Consider the following 20146-nt stretch of genomic DNA (forward strand, 5'->3'; position numbering starts at 1 on the left):
ACCATCACGATACGCTCGTGATGCAACAGCACGGCCGGCTCCACCCCACACCCGGGACCGTTGCAAGGGGGCGAACCCGCCTTGGAACTCAAGCCTTCCGCTCACGCCGACACTTTCGCGCGCGACCATCTGCCGCCCCCGGGCAGCTGGCCGGAACTGCTCTTCGAACTCCCCGAACTGGCCTATCCGGACCGTCTGAACTGCGGGGCCGAGCTGCTGGACGCCACCATCGACCGCTTCGGGCCGGACCGGCCGGCCTTCCGCAGCTCCGCCGGCGAGGTGTGGACGTACGGCGGGCTGCGCAGGCGGGTGGACCGCCTCGCCCACGTCCTCACGGTCGATCTCGGCGTGGTCCCCGGCAACCGGGTCCTGCTGCGCGGCCCGACCGGCCCCTGGCTCGCCGCCTGCTGGCTCGCGGTGATGAAGGCCGGGGCGGTGGCGGTGACCGTCCTGCCCCAGCAACGGGCGAAGGAGCTGGCCACGGTCTGCGCGATGGCCCGGGTGAGTCACGCCGTGTGCCACACCGGGGCACTGGACGACCTGGCCAAGGCCGAGGTGCCGGGACTGCGGATCACCGCCTACGGGGGCGAGGCCCCGGACGACCTGCTGCGGCTGGCCGAGCGGCACGACGGGGTGCCCTACCCCGCCGTGGAGACCTCCGCCGACGACGTCGCCCTGATCGCCTTCACCTCCGGCACCACCGGGCGCCCCAAGGGCTGCATGCACTTCCACCGCGACCTCCTGTCGGTGGCCGACACCTTCTCCCGTACGGTGCTGCGCCCCCGCCCGGACGACGTCTTCGCCGGCAGTCCGCCGCTCGGGTTCACCTTCGGCCTGGGCGGACTGGTCGTCTTCCCGCTGCGGGCGGGCGCGTCCGCGCTGCTGCTGGAGGAGGCGGCGCCGCGGCACCTGCTGCCCGCCCTCGCCCGGCACAGGGTGACGGTCCTGTTCACGGCGCCCACCGCCTACCGGGCGATGCTGGACGCGCTGGGCCCGTACGACGTGGGCGTGTACGACCTCTCCGCGCTGCGCCGCTGCGTCTCGGCCGGGGAGAACCTGCCCGCCGCGACCTGGCAGGCCTGGTACGAGCGCACCGGGCTGCGGATCATCAACGGGATCGGCGCCACGGAGCTGCTGCACATCTTCATCTCCGCCGCCGACGAGGACATCCGGCCGGGTACGACCGGCCGGGTGGTTCCGGGCTGGCAGGCGCGGGTGGTGGACGCCTCCGGCCGGCCGGTCGCGGACAACGAGCCGGGGCTGCTGGCCGTGCGGGGCCCGGTGGGCTGCCGGTACCTGGCCGATCCGCGGCAGGGGGAGTACGTACGGGACGGCTGGAACCTGACCGGTGACACGTACGTACGCGATCCGGAGGGGTACTTCCGTTACGTCGCCCGCGCCGACGACATGATCATCTCGGCGGGTTACAACATCGCCGGCCCGGAGGTGGAGGAGGCCCTGCTGCGCCACCCGGACGTGGTGGAGGCCGCTGTGGTGGGCCGCCCGGACGAGCGACGCGGGCAGATCGTGGTCGCGTACACCGTCACCCGTGAGGGTGTGGTGCTCACGGAGGAGGATCTGCGCACCTTCATGCGGGGGGAGCTGGCCCCGCACAAGTGCCCGCGCGCCTTCGTCTTCGTGCCCTCCCTCCCCCGCACCGCGACGGGCAAACTGCAACGCTTCCGGCTGCGGGATCTAGAGTGAACCCGTGGCCGAGCAGCACACCCCGCGATCCCTGATCGTCACCTTCTACGGAGCCTACGGGCGGGCCTTCGAGGACCCGGTCCCGGTGTCCGCGCTGATCCGCCTGCTGGGCGCGGCCGGCGTGGACGCCCCGTCGGTCCGCTCGTCGGTGTCCCGGCTGAAGCGGCGCGGCTTCCTGCTGCCCGCCCGCGCGGCGGACGGCTCGGCCGCGTACGAGCTCTCCCAGGAGGCGCGGCAGCTGCTCGACGACGGCGACCGGCGGATCTACGGCGGCCCGCCCCGCTCGGACGAGTGGCTGGTGGCGGTGTTCTCCGTCCCCGAGCAGGAGCGGCACAAGCGGCACCTGCTGCGCTCCCGGCTGGCCCGGCTCGGTTTCGGCGCGGTGGCCCCGGGCGTGTGGATCGCCCCGGCCGGGCTGGCGGAGGAGACGGGGCACACGCTGGAGCGGCTGCACCTGACCCCGTACGTGGAGCTCTTCCGGGGCGCGCACCTCGGCTTCGCGCCGACCGCGGAGGCCGTGTCCCGCTGGTGGGACCTGACCTCGCTGGCCAAGCAGCACGAGGAGTTCCTCGACCTGCACGAACCCGCCCTGCGGGCCCTCCAGTCGGGTCGGGAGCCGACCCCCGAGGAGGCCTACCGCGGGTATCTGCTCGCCCTGGACAGCTGGCGCCGCCTCCCGTACGCCGATCCGGGCCTGCCGCCCGATCTGCTCCCGGCGGACTGGCCGGGAGACCGCGCGGCGGCCGTCTTCGCCGAGCTGCACGCGCGGCTGCGGGATGCGGGCGGGCGGTTCGCGCAGCCCTGACCCGGAAAAGCGGTCGCACGCGGGTCCGGAGCCGCGTCAGGATGGGCCATGACTTGGACCTTCACCTCTGACCTGGCCGCCTATGTGGCCGCGGCCGCTCCGGCCGTGGCCGCTCAGCCCGTCTCCAACACCCTCCTGCTGACCGTCGCCGACCGGCTGGAGCGGCAGGGGGTCCACGCATACGGGTCCGCCGACCCCGTGTTCGGTTGGTGGACCGGGGCCGACGGCTCCGTCGCCGCGGGCCTGCTGTGCACCCCGCCGTTCCCGCTGCAGCTCGGCGCGGTGCCCGAGGAGGCGGTACGGGCGCTCGCGGACGCGCTCGCCACCGAGCCGCTGCTCGCCGGGCTCTCCGGGATCAACGCCCGCCGCCCGGACGCGGAGGCGCTGGCCGGGGCCTGGGCCCGGCCCACGCGGGTCGCCGAGGAGACCCGGCTGTACCGGCTGGCCGGGCTGGTCGCCCCGGACCCCGCCCCTGCGGGGCGGGCCCGGCTCGCCGGCGAGGCCGATCTTCCGCTGCTGCTGGAGTGGATCGAGGCCTTCCACGTGGAGGTCCGGATACCGGGCGGCGCCTCGGAGACCGCCCTGCGCGACCGGATCTCGTACGGCGGCATCCTGCTCTGGGAGGACGCCGGCGACCCGGTCTCGCTGGCCTCCTTCACCCGCCCGGTCGGTTCCGCCGCCCGCGTCGGCCCGGTCTACACCCCGCCCGCCCTCCGCGGCCACGGCTACGCCGCCGGGGTCACGCACGCCGCGAGCCAGGCGGCGTACGCCGCCGGCGCCTCGGAGGTCGTCCTCTTCACGGACCTGGCCAATCCCACCAGCAACGGCATCTACCTGCGCCTGGGCTACACCCCGGTCGAGGACCGCCTCGAGGTGGAGGCCCTGTGAGCGCCCCTGAAGACCCCGACGAGCCCCTCGAACCGCTCTGGATGCTGACCGCGAACGTCGTGCTGTGGCGCCGCTGGGGCGAGGGCGGCCAGGGCCTGCGCCCCGGCACGAAGACCTTCAGGGGCGGCGCCAGGGTCCACGTCTTCGGCATCGTGGACGGGGAGGACTGCCTGGTCGTCGGCCGCCCCCGGCACGCCGGGCGCTACGTGTCGGGGTACGTCCACATCCGTCACCTGCACACCTTCCGGCCGAAGCTCGTGCGCAGCCCGGCCGTGCTGCGCGCCGCCGAATGGTCCGGGTTCTGGGGCCCGGAGGCCGCGGACGCCGCCGCGGAGGCAGCGCCCCGACTGGAGCGCCGCGCCTGGGAGCTGCGCAGCGAACGCTGGCCGCACTGGCCGCACCCGGAGCCCTGCCTGTGCCACGAGTGCGCGGCGCTGGCCCCGGCGCGCTGAACGCGACCTCAGCCGCGCCCCGCGGGCGGCTTGCGGCTGCCCGCGCGGTACGGGGCCGGCCACGGGGCGGCCGGGCCTTCGTAGGACTGGTCGGCGGCCGCGTGCAGGGTCCAGTGCGGGTCGTAGAGGTGGGGGCGGCCGACGGCGCACAGGTCCGCGCGGCCCGCCAGGAGCAGCGAGTTGACGTCGTCCCAGGAGGAGATGGCGCCGACGGCGATGACGGGGACGCCCAGCGCGTTGCGGATCCGGTCGGCGTAGGGGGTCTGGTACGAGCGCCCGTACTCCGGGGCCTCGTCCGCGACGACCTGGCCGGTCGAGACGTCGATGGCGTCCGCGCCGCGGGCGGCGAAGGCGGCCGCGATCTCCACGGCCTCATCCGGCGAGGTGCCGCCCGGCGCCCAGTCGGTGGCCGAGAGGCGCACCGTCATCGGGCGGTCGTCGGGCCAGACGGCGCGGACCGCGTCGAAGACCTCCAGCGGGAAGCGCAGCCGGTTCTCCAGGGAGCCTCCGTAGGCGTCGGTGCGCCGGTTGGTCAGCGGGGAGAGGAACCCGGAGAGCAGGTAGCCGTGGGCGCAGTGCAGCTCCAGCAGGTCGAAACCGCAGTCGGCGGCGCGGACGGCGGCCGCCGCGAACTCGGAGCGCAGGGCCGGCAGGTCCGCCTCCGCGAGGGCGCGCGGGACCGCGGAGACGCCCGGCCGGTAGGGCAGGGCCGATGCGGCCACGAGCGGCCAGTTGCCGTGCGGGAGGGGGTCGTCCATCCCCTCCCACATCAGGCGGGTGGAGCCCTTGCGCCCCGCGTGCCCGAGCTGCACGCCGAGCGCGGTCCCGGGCGCGGAGGTGTGGACGAAGTCGGTGATCCGGCGCCAGGCCGCCGCCTGCTCCGCGGTGTACAGCCCGGTGCAGCCGGGGGTGATCCGGCCTTCGGCGCTGACGCAGACCATCTCCGTCATCACCAGTCCGGCCCCGCCGAGGGCCCGGGCGCCCAGGTGCACGAGGTGGAAGTCCCCCGGTACGCCGTCCTCGGCGCAGTACATGTCCATCGGTGAGACGACGACCCGGTTGCGCAGGGTCAGGCCGCGCAGCGTGAAGGGGGTGAACATGGGCGGGGTGGCCTCGTCCGGGCAGCCGAAGTCGCGTTCCACGGCCCGCGTGAACCGCTCGTCGCGCAGCCGCAGGTTGTCGTGGGTGACGCGCCGGCTGCGGGTGAGGAGGTTGAAGGCGAACTGCCGGGCGGGCTGCTCCACGTAGCCGGCGAGCTCCTCGAACCAGCGCATGCTGGCGGCGGCCGCCCGCTGGGTGCTGGCGACCGCGGGCCGCCGGGCCGCCTCGTACGCGATGAGGGCCGCCGGTACGTCCGCCTCGGCGGCCACCGCTTCGGCGAGCGCGAGGGCGTCCTCGACGGCGAGTTTGGTGCCGGATCCGATGGAGAAGTGGGCGGTGTGCGCGGCGTCGCCGAGCAGCACCACGTTGCCGTGGGACCAGCGGTCGTTGACGACGGTACGGAAGGCCGTCCACGCCGAGCGGTTGCCCCGCAGCGGCCGGCCCCGCAGGGCCTCGCTGAAGATCTTGCCGCAGCGGGCCGCCGATTCGGTCTCGTCGCACAGGTCGAAGCCCGCCGCCCGCCACACCTCCTCCCGCATCTCCACGATCACCGTGGAGGCGTCGGCGGCGTAGGGGTAGGCGTGCAGCTGCATCACCCCGTACTCGGTTTCCGCGATCTCGAAGCGGAAGGCCTCGAAGGCGAAGTCGGCGGCGAGCCAGATGTACCGGCAGCGCCCGTTCGTCACGGTCGGCCCGAAGTGCGCGGCCCCGGCCTCCCGGGTCGCGCTGTGCACGCCGTCGGCCGCGACGACGAGGTCGTACGAGGCCGCGAGGTCCTCGGCGGTCACCGGTCCGGTGCGGAAGCGGAGCCGGACGCCCAGACCGGCGCAGCGCTCGTGGAGGATCTCGAGGAGCCGGCGCCGCCCGAGGGCGGCGAAGCCGTGGCCGCCGGAGGTCAGCAGCCGGCCCCGGTGCACGACGTCCACGTCGTCCCAGCGCACGAACTCCGCGCTCAGGGCGGCGTAGACCACGCTGTCCGCCCGCTCGATGCCGCCGAGGGTCTCGTCGGAGAGCACCACGCCGAAGCCGAAGGTCTCGTCCGGCGCGCCGCGTTCCCAGACCTCGACGGTGTGCCCCTGGCGGGCCAGCAGCGCGGCGGCGTACAGCCCGCCGGGTCCTCCGCCGACGACCGCGACCCGCAGGGCTTCCGCGGGCATCCGGCGCGGTGTCATCCCGCTACCTGCCCTTCCAGTCGGGCGGGCGCTTGCCGGTGAAGGCGGCGTGGAACTCCGCGTAGTCCTGGCCGTTCATCAGGAGGGCCTGGGTGGCCGCGTCCATTTCGACGGAGGCGGCCAGCGGCATGTCGAGTTCGGCGGTGAGCAGCGCCTTGGTCTGCGCGTAGGCGAGGGCGGGGCCGGCCGCCAGGTGCGCGGCGAGTTCGGCGGCCCGTACGTGCGCCTTGCCCTCTTCGGTGAGTTCGCTGAGCAGGCCGATCCGCTCGGCCTCGGGTGCGCGTACGGGCTCTCCGAGCATCAGCAGGCGGGTGGCGTGGCCGAGGCCGACGACGCGGGGCAGCAGGTAGGCGGCGCCCATGTCGCCGCCGGAGAGGCCGACGCGGGTGAAGAGGAAGGCGAAGCGGGCGCTGGGGTCGGCGATCCGGAAGTCGGCGGCGAGCGCGAGGACGGCTCCGGCCCCGGCGGCCACCCCGTGCACGGCGGCGATCACCGGGAAGGGGCATTCGCGGATCGCGCGGACGACCTGGCCGGTCATCCGGTTGAAGTCGAGGAGCTGGGCGGTGTCCATGGCGAGGGTGGCGCCGATGATCTCGTCCACGTCGCCGCCGGAGCAGAAGCCGCGTCCCTCGCCGCCGAGCACGAGGGCGCGTACGGAACGCTCACGGGACAGTTCGGCCAGCAGATCGCGCAGGTCGGCGTAGGCGCCGAAGGTGAGCGCGTTCAGCTTGTCGGGGCGGTCGAAGGTGACGGTGGCCACGCCGTCCTGCCGGGTCACCCGCAGGTGGCGCCACCGTTCGGTCGCTGGTGTGGAACCGGTGAAGGGGCTCACACCCCCGACGGTATCACTGGAACGTGACTGCCGTCACAGAAGCGCGACATTCGGGGAGCGTCGCGTACGGGACCGCGGCGGACCGCCGCGGCCCGCCGCGGTGCCCGGAGGCATGACTATGCGCCGCGCTTGCCGAGCGTGGCGACGAGGACGGCCTTGATCGTGTGCAGCCGGTTCTCGGCCTCGTCGAAGACGACCGAGTGAGCCGACTCGAACACCTCGTCCGTCACCTCCAGCGATTCCAGTCCGCGCCGCTCGTGGATCTCGCGGGCCACCTTGGTGCCGAGGTCGTGGAAGGCCGGGAGGCAGTGCATGAACTTCACCTCCGGGTTCCCGGTGGCGCGCAGCACGTCCATGGTCACGGCATACGGGGACAGGGCCTCGATCCGCTCGTCCCAGACCTCCTTGGGCTCGCCCATGGACACCCAGATGTCGGTGATGACGAAGTCGGCCTGGGCCACGCCCTCGTCGATCCGCTCGGTCAGGGTGATCCTGGCCCCGCTGCGGGCGGCGAGCTCGCGCGCCGCCGCCACCACGGGCGCGGCCGGCCAGTAGGCCTCGGGCGCCACGATCCGTACGTCCATGCCCAGCAGCGCGCCGGTCACGAGGTAGGAGTTGCCCATGTTGAAACGGGCGTCGCCGAGATAGGCGAAGGAGATCCGCTCCAGCGGCTTGGCGCAGTGCTCGGTCATGGTGAGCACGTCGGCCAGCATCTGGGTGGGGTGCCAGTCGTCGGTGAGGCCGTTGAAGACGGGCACGCCCGCGTGGGCGGCGAGTTCCTCGACGGTGTCCTGGCTGTCACCGCGATACTCGATCCCGTCGAACATCCGGCCGAGCACCCGGGCGGTGTCCTTGACCGACTCCTTGTGGCCCATCTGGGAGCCGGAGGGGTCGAGGTAGGTGGTGCGGGCCCCCTGGTCGGCGGCGGCGACCTCGAAGGCGCAGCGGGTGCGCGTGGAGGTCTTCTCGAAGATCAGCGCGATGTTCCTGCCCTGGAGCGAGGGCTGCTCGGTGCCGGCCTTCTTGGCCGCCTTGAGCTCGGCGGCGAGCTCGATCAGGCCGCGGAACTCGGCGGCGGTGAAGTCGAGCTCCTTGAGGAAACTGCGGCCTGCGAGGGCGGGGACCATGGGATCGCTCCAGCGTCACGGTGACAGGGTGTGGGAAGTTGGAAGTCTATACGATCCTCTGCATTGGTATACGGATATGTGATCGCTGCCTCAGCAGGCCCTGCCGGTCCGCGCCGCCGCCCGCCCTCGGCCTCCCGCGCACCGCGCACCGGACCCGCGCACCGGACCGCCGCACGGGTCCGCGCCACGGCTCAGGCCACGGCGTCGCGCTCCACCGGACAGCTCATGCAGCGCGGTCCGCCCCGGCCCCGGCCCAGCTCGCTGCCCGGGATCTCGATCACCTCGATGCCCTCCTTGCGCAGGTGGGTGTTGGTGGTGACGTTCCGCTCGTAGGCGACCACCACCCCCGGCTCCACGGCCAGCACGTTGCACCCGTCGTCCCACTGCTCGCGCTCCGCCGAATGCACGTCCTGCCCCGCCGTCAGCACCCGGATCGAGTCCAGTCCGAGCGCCGTCGCGATGGCCCGGTGCATCTGCTCCGGCGCGTGGTCGGTCACCTTCAGCTCGCTCGCCCCCTCGCCCGGCTCGATCGTGTAGGAGCGGAGCATGCCGAGCCCGGCGTACTGGGTGAACGTATCTCCGTCCACCATCGTCATCACCGTGTCCAGGTGCATGAAGGCCCGCCGCTTCGGCATGTCCAGCGCCACGATGCTGGTGGCCGACCCGGCCGCGAACAGGCCCCGGGCCAGCATCTCCACCGCCTGCGGGGTGGTGCGCTCGCTCATCCCGATGAGCACCGCACCGTTCCCGAGGACGAGCACGTCCCCGCCCTCGATCGTCGACGGGTAGTCCGACTGCCCCTGGGACCAGTAGTGAAAGGCGCCGGAGGAGGTGAAGAGCGGGTGGTGCCGGTAGATCGCCTCGAAGTGGACCGTCTCGCGCTGCCGGGCCGGCCAGCGCATCGCGTTGATGGACACCCCGTCGTAGATCCACGCCGAAGTGTCCCGGGTGAAGAGGTGGTTGGGCAGCGGGCCCAGCAGGAAGTCGTCCACGTCCATGGCGTGGAAGCGCACCGAGACCGGCTCCGCGTGCCGGGCCAGGAACTCGCGCTTGGTCATCCCACCGACCAGCGCCTCGGCGAGCGCGGCCGAACCCAGACCGTCGAAGACCGCCCGCAGGTGGTCGGTGGCGAGCGGCCCGTACTCCTTCTCGTCGAACACCCGGTCCAGTACGAGGCGTCTCGCCTCCGGGATGTCGAGGGCCTCGCGCAGCAGGTCGCCGAAGAGGTGGACCTCCACGCCCCGGTCGCGCAGTACGTCCGCGAAGCCGTCGTGCTCCTGGCGGGCCCGGCGCACCCACAGCACGTCGTCGAAGAGGAGCGCGTCCTTGTTGCTCGGTGTGAGCCGCCTCAGCTCCAGGTCGGGCCGGTGGAGGATGACGCGGCGAAGCCGCCCGGTCTCGGAATCGACATGGAATCCCATGCCGTACACGTTCGCAGACCGGGCGGCCTTTTGACCCGGTGTCTGCTCAGCGGGGCAGCGCCAGACCCAGGAGCGCCTCCGGCGCCCCGGTCAGCTCCGGGGCGATCACGCCCAGCTCGGGGGCGGTCAGGTTCGGCACCCCCGAATTGGAGGCGTCCGGCATCGTCAGCAGACCGCCGGCGACCAGGCCGGGGGTCCGGGCCAGCAGGTTGGTGGCCGGAGCCTCCAGCGAGCCCTCGCCGTCGGTCTCCGGCTTGCCCAGCAGGTTCGGCACCGGCGAGGTGACGAGGGTGTCGCCGAGCTCGGCACCGATCGGGATCACCGGGAGGAGAGGGGTGGGGAGCATGTTCCCCTTGTGGAAGCGGGGCGCCTCCGGTGCTCCGGTGATGGGGACCGGCACCCCGGTGGCCAGGCGCGGGGTGTCCACGCCCAGCGCGGTCTCCACGGCGTCGAGCGGGACACCGACCGGCACCGAATCGGCCACGGCCGGGGTGGCCGCGCCGGCCGCTGCCATACAGGTCATGAGCGCCGCAATGCTTCCGCGCGCGGTCATCTTCATAGGTGACGTTCCGTCCTTCCAGGGTCGCGGACATTCCGCTGCCCTGGATGAACGATCCCGCCGGCGGGTTTCCCGGAGTTCTCCCCGAAAGTTCCCTCATACGACCTAATGCGCGGCCCTCCCGCGTGCCCGGCTTGACGGGCGCGCGGGAGGGACCGGGGCGCGGAAGGGAGCGGCGCGGCGCCGTCCGCCGGTCAGAGCCGGGGGTCGACCGGCTCCGACTCCAGGGCCAGTACCGCGAAAACGGCCTCGTGGACCCGCCACAGCGGCTCCCCGGCCGCCAGCCGGTCCAGCGCCTCCAGCCCGAGCGCGTACTCGCGCAGGGCGAGGGAGCGCTTGTGGCCGAGGTGCCGCTCGCGCAGCCTCTCCAGGTGGTCGGGGCGGGTGTACTCCGGACCGTAGATGATCCGCAGGTACTCCCGGCCGCGCACCTTGACCCCGGGCTGGACCAGGCGGCCCTTGCCGTCCCGCGCGTAGGCCTGGAGCGGCTTGACGACCATGCCCTCGCCGCCGGCGGCCGTCAGCTCCAGCCACCAGTCGGTGCCCGCCCGTACGGAGTCCTCGTCGGCGGTGTCCACCAGGATCCGGCCGGTGCGGCGGAGCAGCCCGGTGCCGGCCGCCTCGTCGGCGGCCACGAGCCGGTCCAGCCAGAACAGCTGCTCGTCGTGCGGTACGGCGGCCAGCGACCGCCCGGCCGCCGCCAGCAGCTGGAACGGCGCGAACCGTACGCCGTCCAGCCCGTCGGTGGTCCAGCAGTAGCGGCGGTAGGCCTCGGTGAAGGCGGCCGCGTCGGCGGCCCGCCCGCGCTGGCGCTCCAGCAGGTCACCGGTCTCGATGCCCCGGGCCGCGGCTGCCTCCAGGGCGGCGAGGGCGTCCGGGAAGACGGCGCCGGAGGCCGCGCCCACGGCGGCGTACTGGTTGCGCAGCAGGCCGCCCGACTTCAGGGACCACGGCAGGAGTTCACCGTCGATCAGCAGCCAGTCGGTGGCCAGCTCGTCCCAGAGCCCGGCGTCGGTGACCGCGGCGCGGAGCCGGGCCAGGACCTCCTCGGTGACCTCGGGATCCTTGAAGAAGGGCCGTCCGGTCCGGGTGTAGACGGAGCCGGTCGGGCCGTCGACGCCGAAGCGCTCGCGGGCCGCGTCGGCGTCCTTGCAGACCAGGACGGTGGCGCGGGAGCCCATGTGCTTCTCCTCGCACACGACCTGGGCGATGCCGTCCTTGCGGTACTGCTCGAAGGCCTCGGCCGGGTGCTCCAGGAAGGGTCTGTCAGCGGCTCCGCCGCGGGCCTCCTCGCGGGAGGTGGCCGTGGGCGCCATGGTCGGCGGCAGGTAGGGGACCAGCCGCGGGTCCACCGCGAAGCGGCTCATGACCTCCAGGGCGGCGGCCGCGTTCTCCTCGCGCACGGTGACGTTGCCCAGGTGGCGGGTCTCCACGATCCGGCGCCCGTGGACGTCGGCCAGGTCGAGCGGGCGCCCGTCGTGGCCGCCCGGCGCCTCGGCGACCAGCGGCTTGACCGGCTCGTACCAGACCTTCTCGGCCGGTACGTCGACCAGTTCGCGCTCGGGCCAGCGCAGGGCGGTCATCTTCCCGCCGAAGACCGCGCCGGTGTCGAGGCAGATGGTGTTGTTGATCCAGGCGGTGTTCGGGACCGGGGTGTGCCCGTAGACCACCACCGCCTTGCCGCGGTAGTCCTCGGCCCACGGGTAGCGCACGGGCAGGCCGAACTCGTCCGTCTCGCCGGTGGTGTCCCCGTACAGGGCGTGCGAGCGGACGCGGCCGGAGGTCCGGCCGTGGTACTTCTCGGGCAGGCCGGCGTGGCAGACCACCAGCTTGCCGCCGTCGAGGACGTAGTGGCTCACCAGGCCCCGGATGAACTCCCGCACCTCCTCCACGAATTCCGCCGGCTCCTTCTCCAGCTGCTCGATCGTCTCGGCGAGGCCGTGGGTCCGCTGGACCTTGGAGCCCTTCAGGTAACGGCCGAGCTTGTTCTCGTGGTTCCCGGGCACGCAGAGGGCATTGCCGGACTTCACCATGCCCATGACGCGGCGCAGGACGCCCGGGCTGTCGGGGCCGCGGTCGACGAGGTCGCCGACGAAGACGGCCGTCCGGCCCTCGGGGTGGACCCCGTCCTCGTAGCCGAGCTTGGCGAGCAGGGTCTCCAGCTCGGAGGAGCAGCCGTGGATGTCACCGACGATGTCGAAGGGGCCGGTGAGGTGGGTGAGGTCGTTGAACCGCTTCTCCAGGACGACCTGGGCGGTCTCGGCTTCCTCGACGGAGCGCAGCACGTGCACCTTGCGAAAGCCCTCGCGCTCCAGGCCGCGCAGCGAACGCCGCAGGTCGCGGCGGTGGCGCTGGATGACGGCACGGGGCAGGCCGGCCCGGTCGGGGCGGGCGGCGTTGCGCTCGGCGCAGACCTGTTCGGGCATGTCGAGGACGATGGCGATGGGCAGGACGTCGTGCTCGCGGGCGAGCCGGACCAGCTGGCGGCGGGCGTCGGCCTGGACGCTGGTGGCGTCGACGACGGTGAGGCGGCCGGCTGCGAGGCGCTTGCCGGCGATGTAGTGCAGGACGTCGAAGGCGTCCTTGCTGGCGCTCTGGTCGTTCTCGTCGTCACTGACCAGGCCGCGGCAGTAGTCCGAGGAGATGACCTCGGTGGCCTTGAAGTGCTTGCGGGCGAAGGTGGACTTGCCGGATCCGGTGGCCCCGATGAGGACGACGAGGGACAGGTCGGTGACGGGAAGTACGCGGGTGCGGTGGGTCTCGGTGCTCGCGATGGTCTCGGTGGTCATGCTGCCTCGCCCTCCTTCGGGGTGTCGGTGTCGGCGGCGGCGGTGTCGCCCGCGGTGTCGGTGTCGGCCTGGGTGAAGACGGCCATTTGCGTGGGCGGCCCGACCTCGGGGTCGTCGTCCCCGACGGGGACGTACGCCACGCCGTAGCCGTGCCGCTCGGCGACCGCGCCGGCCCAGGCCCGGAACTCCTCGCGGGTCCACTCGAAGCGGTGGTCGCCGTGCCGGACCTGGCCGGCGGGCAGCGTCTCCCAGCGGACGTTGTACTCGACGTTCGGGGTCGTGACCAGGACCGTGCGCGGGCGGGCCGAGCCGAACACCGCGTACTCCAGCGCGGGCAGCCGCTCCGGGTCCAGGTGCTCGATGACCTCGCTGAGCACGGCCGCGTCATAGCCGGCCAGCCGCTTGTCGGTGTAGGCGAGCGAACCCTGGAGCAGCCGGACGCGCGCGCTCTGGCGCTCCCCCAGCCGCTCCAGCCGCAGCCGCTTGGCCGCGAGGTTCAGGGCCCGCACGGACACGTCCATGCCGACAATCTCGGTGTACGCCGGGTCGCCCAGCAGTGCCTGGACCAACTGCCCCTGTCCGCAGCCGAGGTCCAGCACGCGCTGGGCGCCGGCGGCCCGCAGCGCGGCGAGGATCGCGTCGCGCCGCTGCACGGCGAGCGGCACGGGCCGCTCTTCGGTGTCGCGGTTCTCGTCGACGGCGTTGTCGAGCTCTTCGACCTCGCTGCCGTCGGACTCCGCGAGGCGGACGAGTTCCAGGCGCTCCAGGGCGTGCTGGGTCAGCCGCTTGTGGCGGGCCAGGTAGCGGGAGCTGATCAGGCCGTTCTCCGGGTGGGCGGCGAGCCAGCCCTCTCCGGCGCGCAGCAGCTTGTCCACCTCGTCGGGGGCGATCCAGTAGTGCTTGGCGTCGTCGAGCACGGGCAGCAGGACGTACAGCTGGCGCAGGACGTCGGCCAGCGGCAGCTCGCCCTCCAGGACGAGCCGTACGTAACGGGAGTCCCCCCACTCGGGGAACTGCGGGTCGAGCGGTACGGGCTCAGCCTGTACGAGGTCCCAGCCGAGCGGGTCGAACAGCCGGTGCACCAGCTCCGCCCCACCGCGGGCGGGCAGCACCGGGATCTCGACCCGCAGCGGCCGTGCCTGCCCGGGCAGTTCCGGGCGGGCGGCGCACTGGCCCTTGAGCGCGCTGCGGAACACCCCGCTGAGCGCGACGGCCAGCAGCGAGGAGGCCGCGTAGGGGCGGTCGTTGACGTACTGCGCGAGCGCGGCGTCGGGCGCCCCACCCCGGCCCTTGCCCTGGCCGCGGCGCACGAGCGCGACGGGATCCACCTCGAGCAGCAGCGCGGCCGTGCACCGCCGGTCCGTGGCCTCGGGGTAGAACACGTGGGCGGTGCCGTGGGACTGGGTTTCTACCCTGACCCGGTCGGGGTGCTTGTGCAGCAGAAAGCCCAGGTCAGTGGCCGGGTGCTCGGCCGTACCGGTGGTGGAGATCGTCAGGAACATGCGCTTGAGTATGGGCTGACTGATCCGGACGGGCGACCGGATTTCGTGGCGGTGGCCCGATGACCGCCGGCACCGCCGTGAAGATTCCGGCCCAGCGATCCGCGCCCTGGACGAACCGCACCGGCAACCACGGCGACCACCTTGACGCCCGCTTCCACGGCCGCCGCGTGGTCCGCGACGAAACACGTTCCCCCTTCGCGGCCGAGCGCGCGGCCGTCGTGCGACACCTCGTCAAGCTGGTGGAGTCGGGCAAGGTTGGCGCCCTGCGACCCGCCGCGGATGCCGGAGAGTGGCGCCACGCCGTCGAAGCGCACCCGGTGCTCGCCACCGTCCGCAGCGACTTCCACGCCGTCCTGGTGGCCGTCTCCAAGGCCCTGGCGGTCGTCTCCCACCAGGAGGCCGCCGCGGTGCGGCAGCGGCACGCGCTGATCGCCGAGAAGGCCGCCGAGCTGTCCGGCCGCGCCATCTCCATCCGGCAAGTAGCCCGCTCCATCAAGCGCCTCGCCGAGCACGACCTGATCGTCGTCCTCGTCGCCGGTCGCGTCGGCAACCCCTCCACCGGGGCCCCGCCGGTCGTCCCGCTGTACGCGCTCACCGTGCCCGAGGCCGTCGAAGACGCGATCCCGGACCGCACCCCGAACGGGCGTGGGCGCACCGCGGCCGACCGCACCGCCGACCGTGAGCACCGGGTCCGCAAGGCCCTCGGACTGCCTGTGGATGAAAGTGGTCACCTGGACCGACCTGCGGTTTCTTCCGGCCGGTCGGAGCACTCGGTGGAGCGCCGGGGCTCTGTCCCTGTGGACGGAAGTGGTCACCGAAACCTGGGTATTACCCAGGTGGGTGGCAATTCCCCCCTACCCCCCGCAGGCCGTCCGCCTCGCTCCGGTCGCCGCTCCAGCACCCGGCCGGGAAGTGGTGCGCCGCGTCCGCGGCGTGGGGGGATCACCCAGACCCAGAAGGACCACCACCGCGCCCGTCAGCTCCGCGACGGCATCGGGCACCACGTGGTGCTGCACCGGATCACGCCCGGCCGTCTCGCCGGTCTGTTGGAGCCGTTCGCCCTCGCGGGCTGGAGCCCGTCCGACATCCGGCACGCGATGGAGCACTGCCCCGACGGCGGCCAGCACATCCAGACCGACCGCGTCCGCCAGCCGTGGTCCTGGCTCCGGTACCGGCTGAGCTTCTGGACCGACCAGGCCGGCGCCCTGCTGCCGTCGAAATCCCAGTCGGTGCGCCCCGGATGGTGCTGGACGGGCTACGCGGACGGCGCCTCGGCCACCCAGTCGAGCCGACCGTGGACCGTGCGGGTTGAGGAGCCGCTGGAGCCCGGCCCCACGTGGTCCGACCCGGTGGCCGCCGCTCGTGAGACCGCGGCCACCGTGGCCGAGTTCAACCGGATCACGGCCGCTCAAGAGCGCGCCGACGCCGAAGCCGCCCGCGAGAAGCAGCGCGCCGCCTGGGCTGCCGCTGGGCACGTTGCCGAGGCCGCCGATCGCCGCCGCGCCGTTGACGACCAGGCCGCGATCAGCCGGTACACCGAGTTGGACAGCCCGATCCTGCGGTACCGCCGGGCGACCGCCAGCGCCAGCCGCCGGGCCGCCCTGCTCCGCAAGCACACCGAGGCCGCCACAGCTGCCCCCGTGAGCACCCGTGAGGCCGCGTCCGGCCTTCAGGACTACGCCTCCGAGATGGCCGTCTACGACCCGGCCCCGCTGATCTTCAACGCGCCCACCGCGGCCGAGCGCCTGGTGGACCTGGGCGAAAGCGAGTGGACCTCATGACCAGCAACAACACCACCACGAAGGAGGACGGCATGGCCCCGGAACCGTGCGCGAGCGAGGCGTGCGCCGAGGCCGACGCGCTGTCCAAGTGTGTGTGCCGCTGCGGCGGCTGGGGCCACGCCTCCAAGTCGCAGCAGCCGCTGTTCACCCGCGTTCTCCTCACCGACGCCTCCGGGCATGACGAAGGCCCCCGCCGAAGCAGGGGCCCGTGAAGGAATTTCAGGCAGTGGCCGGCGGACTCGCCTCGCCCAGCCGGGACTCCTCGCCGAGGGCACGGCAGGCCCGTTCGTACCACTCAACCGGCACGACCACGGCTTGCGCCTCCTTGTAGCGCATCACCTGGATGTGCTCGGCGCCGTACGCGACCCGGGCGCCCAGGACCTTGACGATTTCCGTCCGGAAATCGGCCGCGCTCATCTGCTGCGTCTCGGGCAGCTCAGGGTTCTCGCTCGACATGGCCACATCGTACGGGTTATCGGTCTTGCGCAACATATCTATGTTGCGCAAGACTCGGTGGAGTAGCCACAACGAGGCCCACCCTGGCCGGAGTTAAGGCAGCGACGTAAATCGACACAAAAGGCACCACCAGTAGCGCCCGGAAGGAAGCCCGCGAGGGGGACCGAAGGAAGCGTCTGTTCCTTGAGAACTGAATCGGCGTCCCGCCCGAACCACTCGCTGCACTCGGCGAGGAAGGCGGCCACGGAGAGGCCACGAGGTCTGACGATCTCCAGCCCGGTGCGTCTCGTACGTGCCGCGGCTGTGGGTCCTCAGCACCCAGACGACCCACACGAAGGAGGGGATTTTGAAGACCAAAAGATCCGCGACCCTGGCCGGCATAGCCCTCGCCGTCCTCGTCACCACCGGCGCGGAGTCGAGCGGTTGTGCTCCACAGGCCGACGACAACCGGCCGAAGGTGGAAGGCAGCGTCATCGGCGGCCGGTGCACCCAACGACTGACCGCGTATCCCTACATCCTCGCGGGGCAAATCAAGGCGTACGCCGACTCGATATGCCGGGAGGCCGTCAAGGAACACTCCCTCACGGTGATCATCCAGCAGCGCAACACGGCTGGGGCGTGGGTCGAGGTCGGCAAGGCGTCCAACCACGTCTCGCCCGCACTCGGAGTACAGAAGGACGTAACCGTCACGATCGCCTGCAAACCCGGCGTCTACCGGGCCAAGATGGATGCGACAGTGGAAACGGTCAAGGACCGAGGCGCCGCACCGGGCCACGCCACCATCACGACGGAAGCCAAGACCTACAGCGCGGAGGACTGCCAGAAGTGAAGTACCACGAAACGGTCCCGCTCCTCACCGTGAAGTCGGGCGGAGGAAACCGGCCGCTGTGGCGGCGCCTTCTGCTCGCACTGCGCGACCGGCTCACCGCGCCCTAACCGAACAGCACCACCCGCAGGGCCCCGTTCTCCGAGAAGGAGGGCGGGGCCTTCGCGTTGCACAAAAAGACGGCCCCGGCTCGGCGCTCACAACGCCGGCCGGGGCCTGACCCGATCACCTGCCACACAGGAGAACGAGATGACCCAGAAGGTACCCGAGAGTCCGTGGACACCCGAACAGCGGGCCGGGCAGCAGCGCCTCCAGGACCGACTCCAGGAGGCCCGCAGGACCCCCAAGGAGCCGAAGAACTCCACGAGTGACCGGCGGTGGGCTCGATGACCGACCGCGAGCACACCGAGGCCACCGAGGCCGAGCGGGCCGACCTGTACGAGCTGGCCCGCGAGACCGACCGCAAGGGCCTGGAGAACACCCTCACCGCCTACGGCATCGACCCCGCCGAGATCGACCTGATCATCGGGAGCGAGCAGTGAAGCGCTTCGCCGATGTCCTCGGCCAGCTCGGCCTGGACGACATCCCACAGGCGATCGGCCCCACCATCACCGCCCAGGACAAGCAGCACACTGCCGAGATGCTGGCCAAGCACCGCGCCCACCAGGCCGACGGACGCCAGTGGCACCGCCTTGCCGCCGAGTTCCTGACGGGGGAGGCGCCGTGAACCCCGATGACAAGGCCGGCTGCGGATCGGTCCTCGTAAATCTCGCGGTGATCCTCTTCGTGGTCTGGCTGGCCCTGCATGTCGGGACCGGAGCATGACCGACGAAGAGTTCCGCCGCCGACTCCGTGACGGCATCCGCTTACTGCACATCCACCAACGGCTCACCCTGATCCGCCAGGCGCACGGCATCACCGGCCACCTGCACCTGCGGCGTTCCAGCACCACGGAAAGGAGGGGGCGGTGACGGCGCCCCTCGTGCTCACGCGGACCCACCAGGTCCTTATCGGAGTCGTGGTCGGCGGCGGCGTCCTCGTCGCCACGATCGGCTTCATCGGCTCCTACGGCGCCGTGCACCAACTCGCGGTAGAGAAGGGCTTCGGCCGCTTCGCCCGCGTCTTCCCCATCGGTATCGATCTCGGCATCGGCGTCCTGCTCGCGCTGGACCTGCTGCTGACGTGGCTGCGCATCCCGTTCCCGGTCCTGCGCCACATCGCGTGGCTGCTGACCGCGGCGACCATCACCTTCAACGGGGCCGCGGCATGGCCGGACCCGCTCGGGGTCGGGATGCACGCCGTGATCCCGGTTCTGTTCCTCGTCACCGTCGAAGCCGCCCGCCACGCAATAGGGCGCCTCGCCGACATCACCGCGGACAAAGCCATGGAGGGTGTGCGGATCACCCGGTGGCTCCTGTCTCCGATCCCCACCTTCAAGCTGTGGCGCCGGATGAAGCTGTGGGAGCTGCGCGAGTACGAACAGGCCGTCGGCATGGAACAGGACCGCCTGATCTACCAGGCCCGTCTCCAGGCCCGGTACGGCCGCGCATGGCGGCGTAGGGCGCCGGTGGAGGCGGTGCTGCCGCTCCGCCTGGCCAAGCTGGGCGTACCCCTGACCCAGACCGCCCCGGCCGGGCTGGTCGCTGCGGGGATCGACATCGAGTGGCGGCCGGCACCCGCCGAGGAAATCGGTAATCCGCGCCGACTGGAGCCGGTCATTACTGCCCGACAGGTCGCGTACGCGGCCAAGGAGACCCCCAACGCCCCCCGCGAGGAGGTCACCGCCCGCATTCCGCAGGCCGCTATCCCGGAGGAGGAGATGCCGGAGTGCGAGGACGAAGTGCAGGTTCCCGCGCAGGTTTCCCCGGACGCTCGAAAGGTGGAGCCTGCCGACGAATCGACAATTCCCGGGGGAAATCCGCAGGTCGCTCCCGAAGCGACGAACGCCCCGCCCGCCCCGCCCCAGCCACCCGCCCCGCCGGTCGATCCGCTGGCCGAGCGCCGGGAGCGAGTCATGCGGGAGACCGCAGCCAAGCGATCTTCAATCCGGGAGGAATGGGACGCCGCCCGAGCAACGGAACCAACACTCACTAAAGCCGCATTCGTACGCGCGACGAAATGGACCACGGGCGAGGTACACGGCGCCCTCGCCCCCGTGAAGAGCACCTCCAGCACCACCTGACCGGCGCTTCATGGTCCCGCTCGAACCGCCCGCCGTGGTGGTCCGAGCGGGAGCCACGGGCCGCCGGCCCGGATCGAACACAAAAGCGCGGGGACCCGATCTAGACGCTTCGCAGGCTCCGGGTCCCCGCTATCGCTCCCGAGGGAGACAGAAACATCATGTCGCATATAAAGGTTGATCACGGCTCGGACGGATCAGACCACATCCCCGTCCTCGCGCCCAGCGCCCATCACGCCGTCAACTGGGACCGCGTACGTGCCACGATCCGCCGCCTGCGCCCCCTCCGCGCGCTGGCCCTGCTGAGCGTGGGTCTGTTCCCGGCGGTCGTGTGGTGCAACCGCGTGGCCGAGCCCCTGTCCGCCGAGCGGTCCGTGCACATCGCCTTCGCCGCCGCGTTCATCACGTCCCTCGCGTGCGGGCTCGGGTTCGCGATGGGCGGGCGGATCCGCCGCTGGATCTCCTCCGTCGTGCTGTTCGCCGCGGTGGGCGGAACGCTCCTCGCCACCCCGACTCGGCACCTGATCGCCGCGTGGATCGTGGGGGCCTGAC

Annotated in this window: 21 protein-coding genes; 13 read left to right on the forward strand and 8 right to left on the reverse strand. The window is 72.3% G+C overall.

All coding sequences use genetic code 11. The annotated features are described in order from the left end of the window. Positions 1-81 precede the first annotated feature (81 nt). The 4 genes from ACIP5M_RS13780 to ACIP5M_RS13795 are packed head-to-tail and all read left to right on the forward strand — an operon-like array spanning position 82 to position 3849. The gene (locus ACIP5M_RS13780) at positions 82-1704 is read left to right on the forward strand and encodes an AMP-binding protein (protein WP_401196083.1); all 1623 of its coding nucleotides are present in this window, start codon (positions 82-84) and stop codon (positions 1702-1704) included. Positions 1705-1708: 4 nt separating this feature from the next. Then, positions 1709-2509: a PaaX family transcriptional regulator C-terminal domain-containing protein gene (locus ACIP5M_RS13785; protein ID WP_401196085.1), complete on the forward strand. Its 801-nt coding sequence runs from the start codon at positions 1709-1711 to the stop codon at positions 2507-2509. Positions 2510-2557: 48 nt separating this feature from the next. Then, positions 2558-3397 carry a GNAT family N-acetyltransferase gene (locus tag ACIP5M_RS13790; RefSeq protein WP_401196088.1) on the forward strand — a complete coding sequence of 280 codons (840 nt, stop codon included), beginning with the start codon at positions 2558-2560 and terminating at the stop codon, positions 3395-3397. Next, entirely contained in the window at positions 3394-3849 is a 456-nt protein-coding gene (locus ACIP5M_RS13795; protein ID WP_401196090.1) for a hypothetical protein, read from the forward strand. The genes ACIP5M_RS13790 and ACIP5M_RS13795 overlap by 4 nt, the downstream gene beginning before the upstream one ends. 8 nt (positions 3850-3857) lie before the next feature. Here ACIP5M_RS13795 and ACIP5M_RS13800 read toward each other — a convergent pair whose 3' ends face one another. The 7 genes from ACIP5M_RS13800 to ACIP5M_RS13830 form a co-directional block, all read right to left on the reverse strand. Next, on the reverse strand, positions 3858-6107 hold the full coding sequence (locus ACIP5M_RS13800; protein ID WP_401196092.1) for a bifunctional salicylyl-CoA 5-hydroxylase/oxidoreductase: 2250 nt from the start codon (positions 6105-6107) through the stop codon (positions 3858-3860). Between the two features lie 19 nt (positions 6108-6126). Further along, positions 6127-6954, reverse strand: coding sequence for an enoyl-CoA hydratase family protein (locus tag ACIP5M_RS13805; protein ID WP_401196094.1), 828 nt, complete (start codon positions 6952-6954; stop codon positions 6127-6129). Positions 6955-7070: 116 nt separating this feature from the next. Next, positions 7071-8081, reverse strand: coding sequence for an ornithine carbamoyltransferase (argF, locus tag ACIP5M_RS13810; protein WP_401196096.1), 1011 nt, complete (start codon positions 8079-8081; stop codon positions 7071-7073). A 191-nt stretch (positions 8082-8272) separates the two neighbouring features. Further along, positions 8273-9502 (reverse strand): arginine deiminase, encoded by a 1230-nt coding sequence (locus ACIP5M_RS13815; protein WP_401196099.1) that lies wholly within the window; start codon positions 9500-9502, stop codon positions 8273-8275. Between the two features lie 46 nt (positions 9503-9548). Next, positions 9549-10025, reverse strand: a complete 477-nt coding sequence (locus ACIP5M_RS13820; protein WP_401196101.1) for a hypothetical protein — start codon at positions 10023-10025, stop codon at positions 9549-9551. Positions 10026-10255: 230 nt separating this feature from the next. Next, positions 10256-12850: a polynucleotide kinase-phosphatase gene (locus tag ACIP5M_RS13825; RefSeq protein ID WP_401196102.1), complete on the reverse strand. Its 2595-nt coding sequence runs from the start codon at positions 12848-12850 to the stop codon at positions 10256-10258. After that, positions 12847-14352: a 3' terminal RNA ribose 2'-O-methyltransferase Hen1 gene (locus tag ACIP5M_RS13830; RefSeq protein WP_401196104.1), complete on the reverse strand. Its 1506-nt coding sequence runs from the start codon at positions 14350-14352 to the stop codon at positions 12847-12849. Before ACIP5M_RS13830 ends, ACIP5M_RS13825 begins: the two co-directional genes overlap by 4 nt. A gap of 59 nt (positions 14353-14411) precedes the next feature. Between ACIP5M_RS13830 and ACIP5M_RS13835 the strand changes: the two genes are divergently transcribed. Both ACIP5M_RS13835 and ACIP5M_RS13840 read left to right on the forward strand, forming a co-directional pair. Next, a complete protein-coding gene (locus ACIP5M_RS13835) occupies positions 14412-16133 on the forward strand; it encodes a hypothetical protein (RefSeq protein ID WP_401196105.1) in 1722 nt (573 codons plus the stop codon). Beyond that, a complete protein-coding gene (locus ACIP5M_RS13840; protein WP_401196108.1) occupies positions 16130-16345 on the forward strand; it encodes a hypothetical protein in 216 nt (71 codons plus the stop codon). The genes ACIP5M_RS13835 and ACIP5M_RS13840 overlap by 4 nt, the downstream gene beginning before the upstream one ends. Positions 16346-16352: 7 nt before the next feature. Here the strand turns inward: ACIP5M_RS13840 and ACIP5M_RS13845 are convergent, their stop codons facing one another. Continuing rightward, the gene (locus tag ACIP5M_RS13845; protein WP_401196110.1) at positions 16353-16589 is read right to left on the reverse strand and encodes a hypothetical protein; all 237 of its coding nucleotides are present in this window, start codon (positions 16587-16589) and stop codon (positions 16353-16355) included. Positions 16590-16935: 346 nt separating this feature from the next. Here ACIP5M_RS13845 and ACIP5M_RS13850 point away from each other — a divergent pair, with 346 nt between their 5' ends. The 7 genes from ACIP5M_RS13850 (at position 16936) to ACIP5M_RS13880 (ending at position 20145) form a co-directional block, all read left to right on the forward strand. Beyond that, positions 16936-17418 (forward strand): hypothetical protein, encoded by a 483-nt coding sequence (locus ACIP5M_RS13850; RefSeq protein ID WP_401196113.1) that lies wholly within the window; start codon positions 16936-16938, stop codon positions 17416-17418. Between the two features lie 246 nt (positions 17419-17664). Continuing rightward, the gene (locus ACIP5M_RS13855; protein WP_401196115.1) at positions 17665-17805 is read left to right on the forward strand and encodes a hypothetical protein; all 141 of its coding nucleotides are present in this window, start codon (positions 17665-17667) and stop codon (positions 17803-17805) included. Continuing rightward, on the forward strand, positions 17802-17957 hold the full coding sequence (locus tag ACIP5M_RS13860; protein ID WP_401196117.1) for a hypothetical protein: 156 nt from the start codon (positions 17802-17804) through the stop codon (positions 17955-17957). Before ACIP5M_RS13855 ends, ACIP5M_RS13860 begins: the two co-directional genes overlap by 4 nt. Beyond that, positions 17954-18142 (forward strand): hypothetical protein, encoded by a 189-nt coding sequence (locus ACIP5M_RS13865; protein ID WP_401196120.1) that lies wholly within the window; start codon positions 17954-17956, stop codon positions 18140-18142. Before ACIP5M_RS13860 ends, ACIP5M_RS13865 begins: the two co-directional genes overlap by 4 nt. Before the next feature lie 94 nt (positions 18143-18236). Then, entirely contained in the window at positions 18237-18386 is a 150-nt protein-coding gene (locus tag ACIP5M_RS13870) for a hypothetical protein (RefSeq protein WP_401196122.1), read from the forward strand. Further along, complete coding sequence (locus ACIP5M_RS13875) at positions 18383-19597, forward strand: DUF2637 domain-containing protein (RefSeq protein WP_401196125.1); 1215 nt, start codon at positions 18383-18385, stop codon at positions 19595-19597. The genes ACIP5M_RS13870 and ACIP5M_RS13875 overlap by 4 nt, the downstream gene beginning before the upstream one ends. 158 nt (positions 19598-19755) lie before the next feature. After that, the gene (locus tag ACIP5M_RS13880; protein ID WP_401196126.1) at positions 19756-20145 is read left to right on the forward strand and encodes a hypothetical protein; all 390 of its coding nucleotides are present in this window, start codon (positions 19756-19758) and stop codon (positions 20143-20145) included. The last annotated feature ends 1 nt before the right edge of the window (position 20146 follow it).

This window comes from Streptomyces sp. NPDC088762, from assembly GCF_044750905.1.
GTDB lineage: Bacteria > Actinomycetota > Actinomycetes > Streptomycetales > Streptomycetaceae > Streptomyces.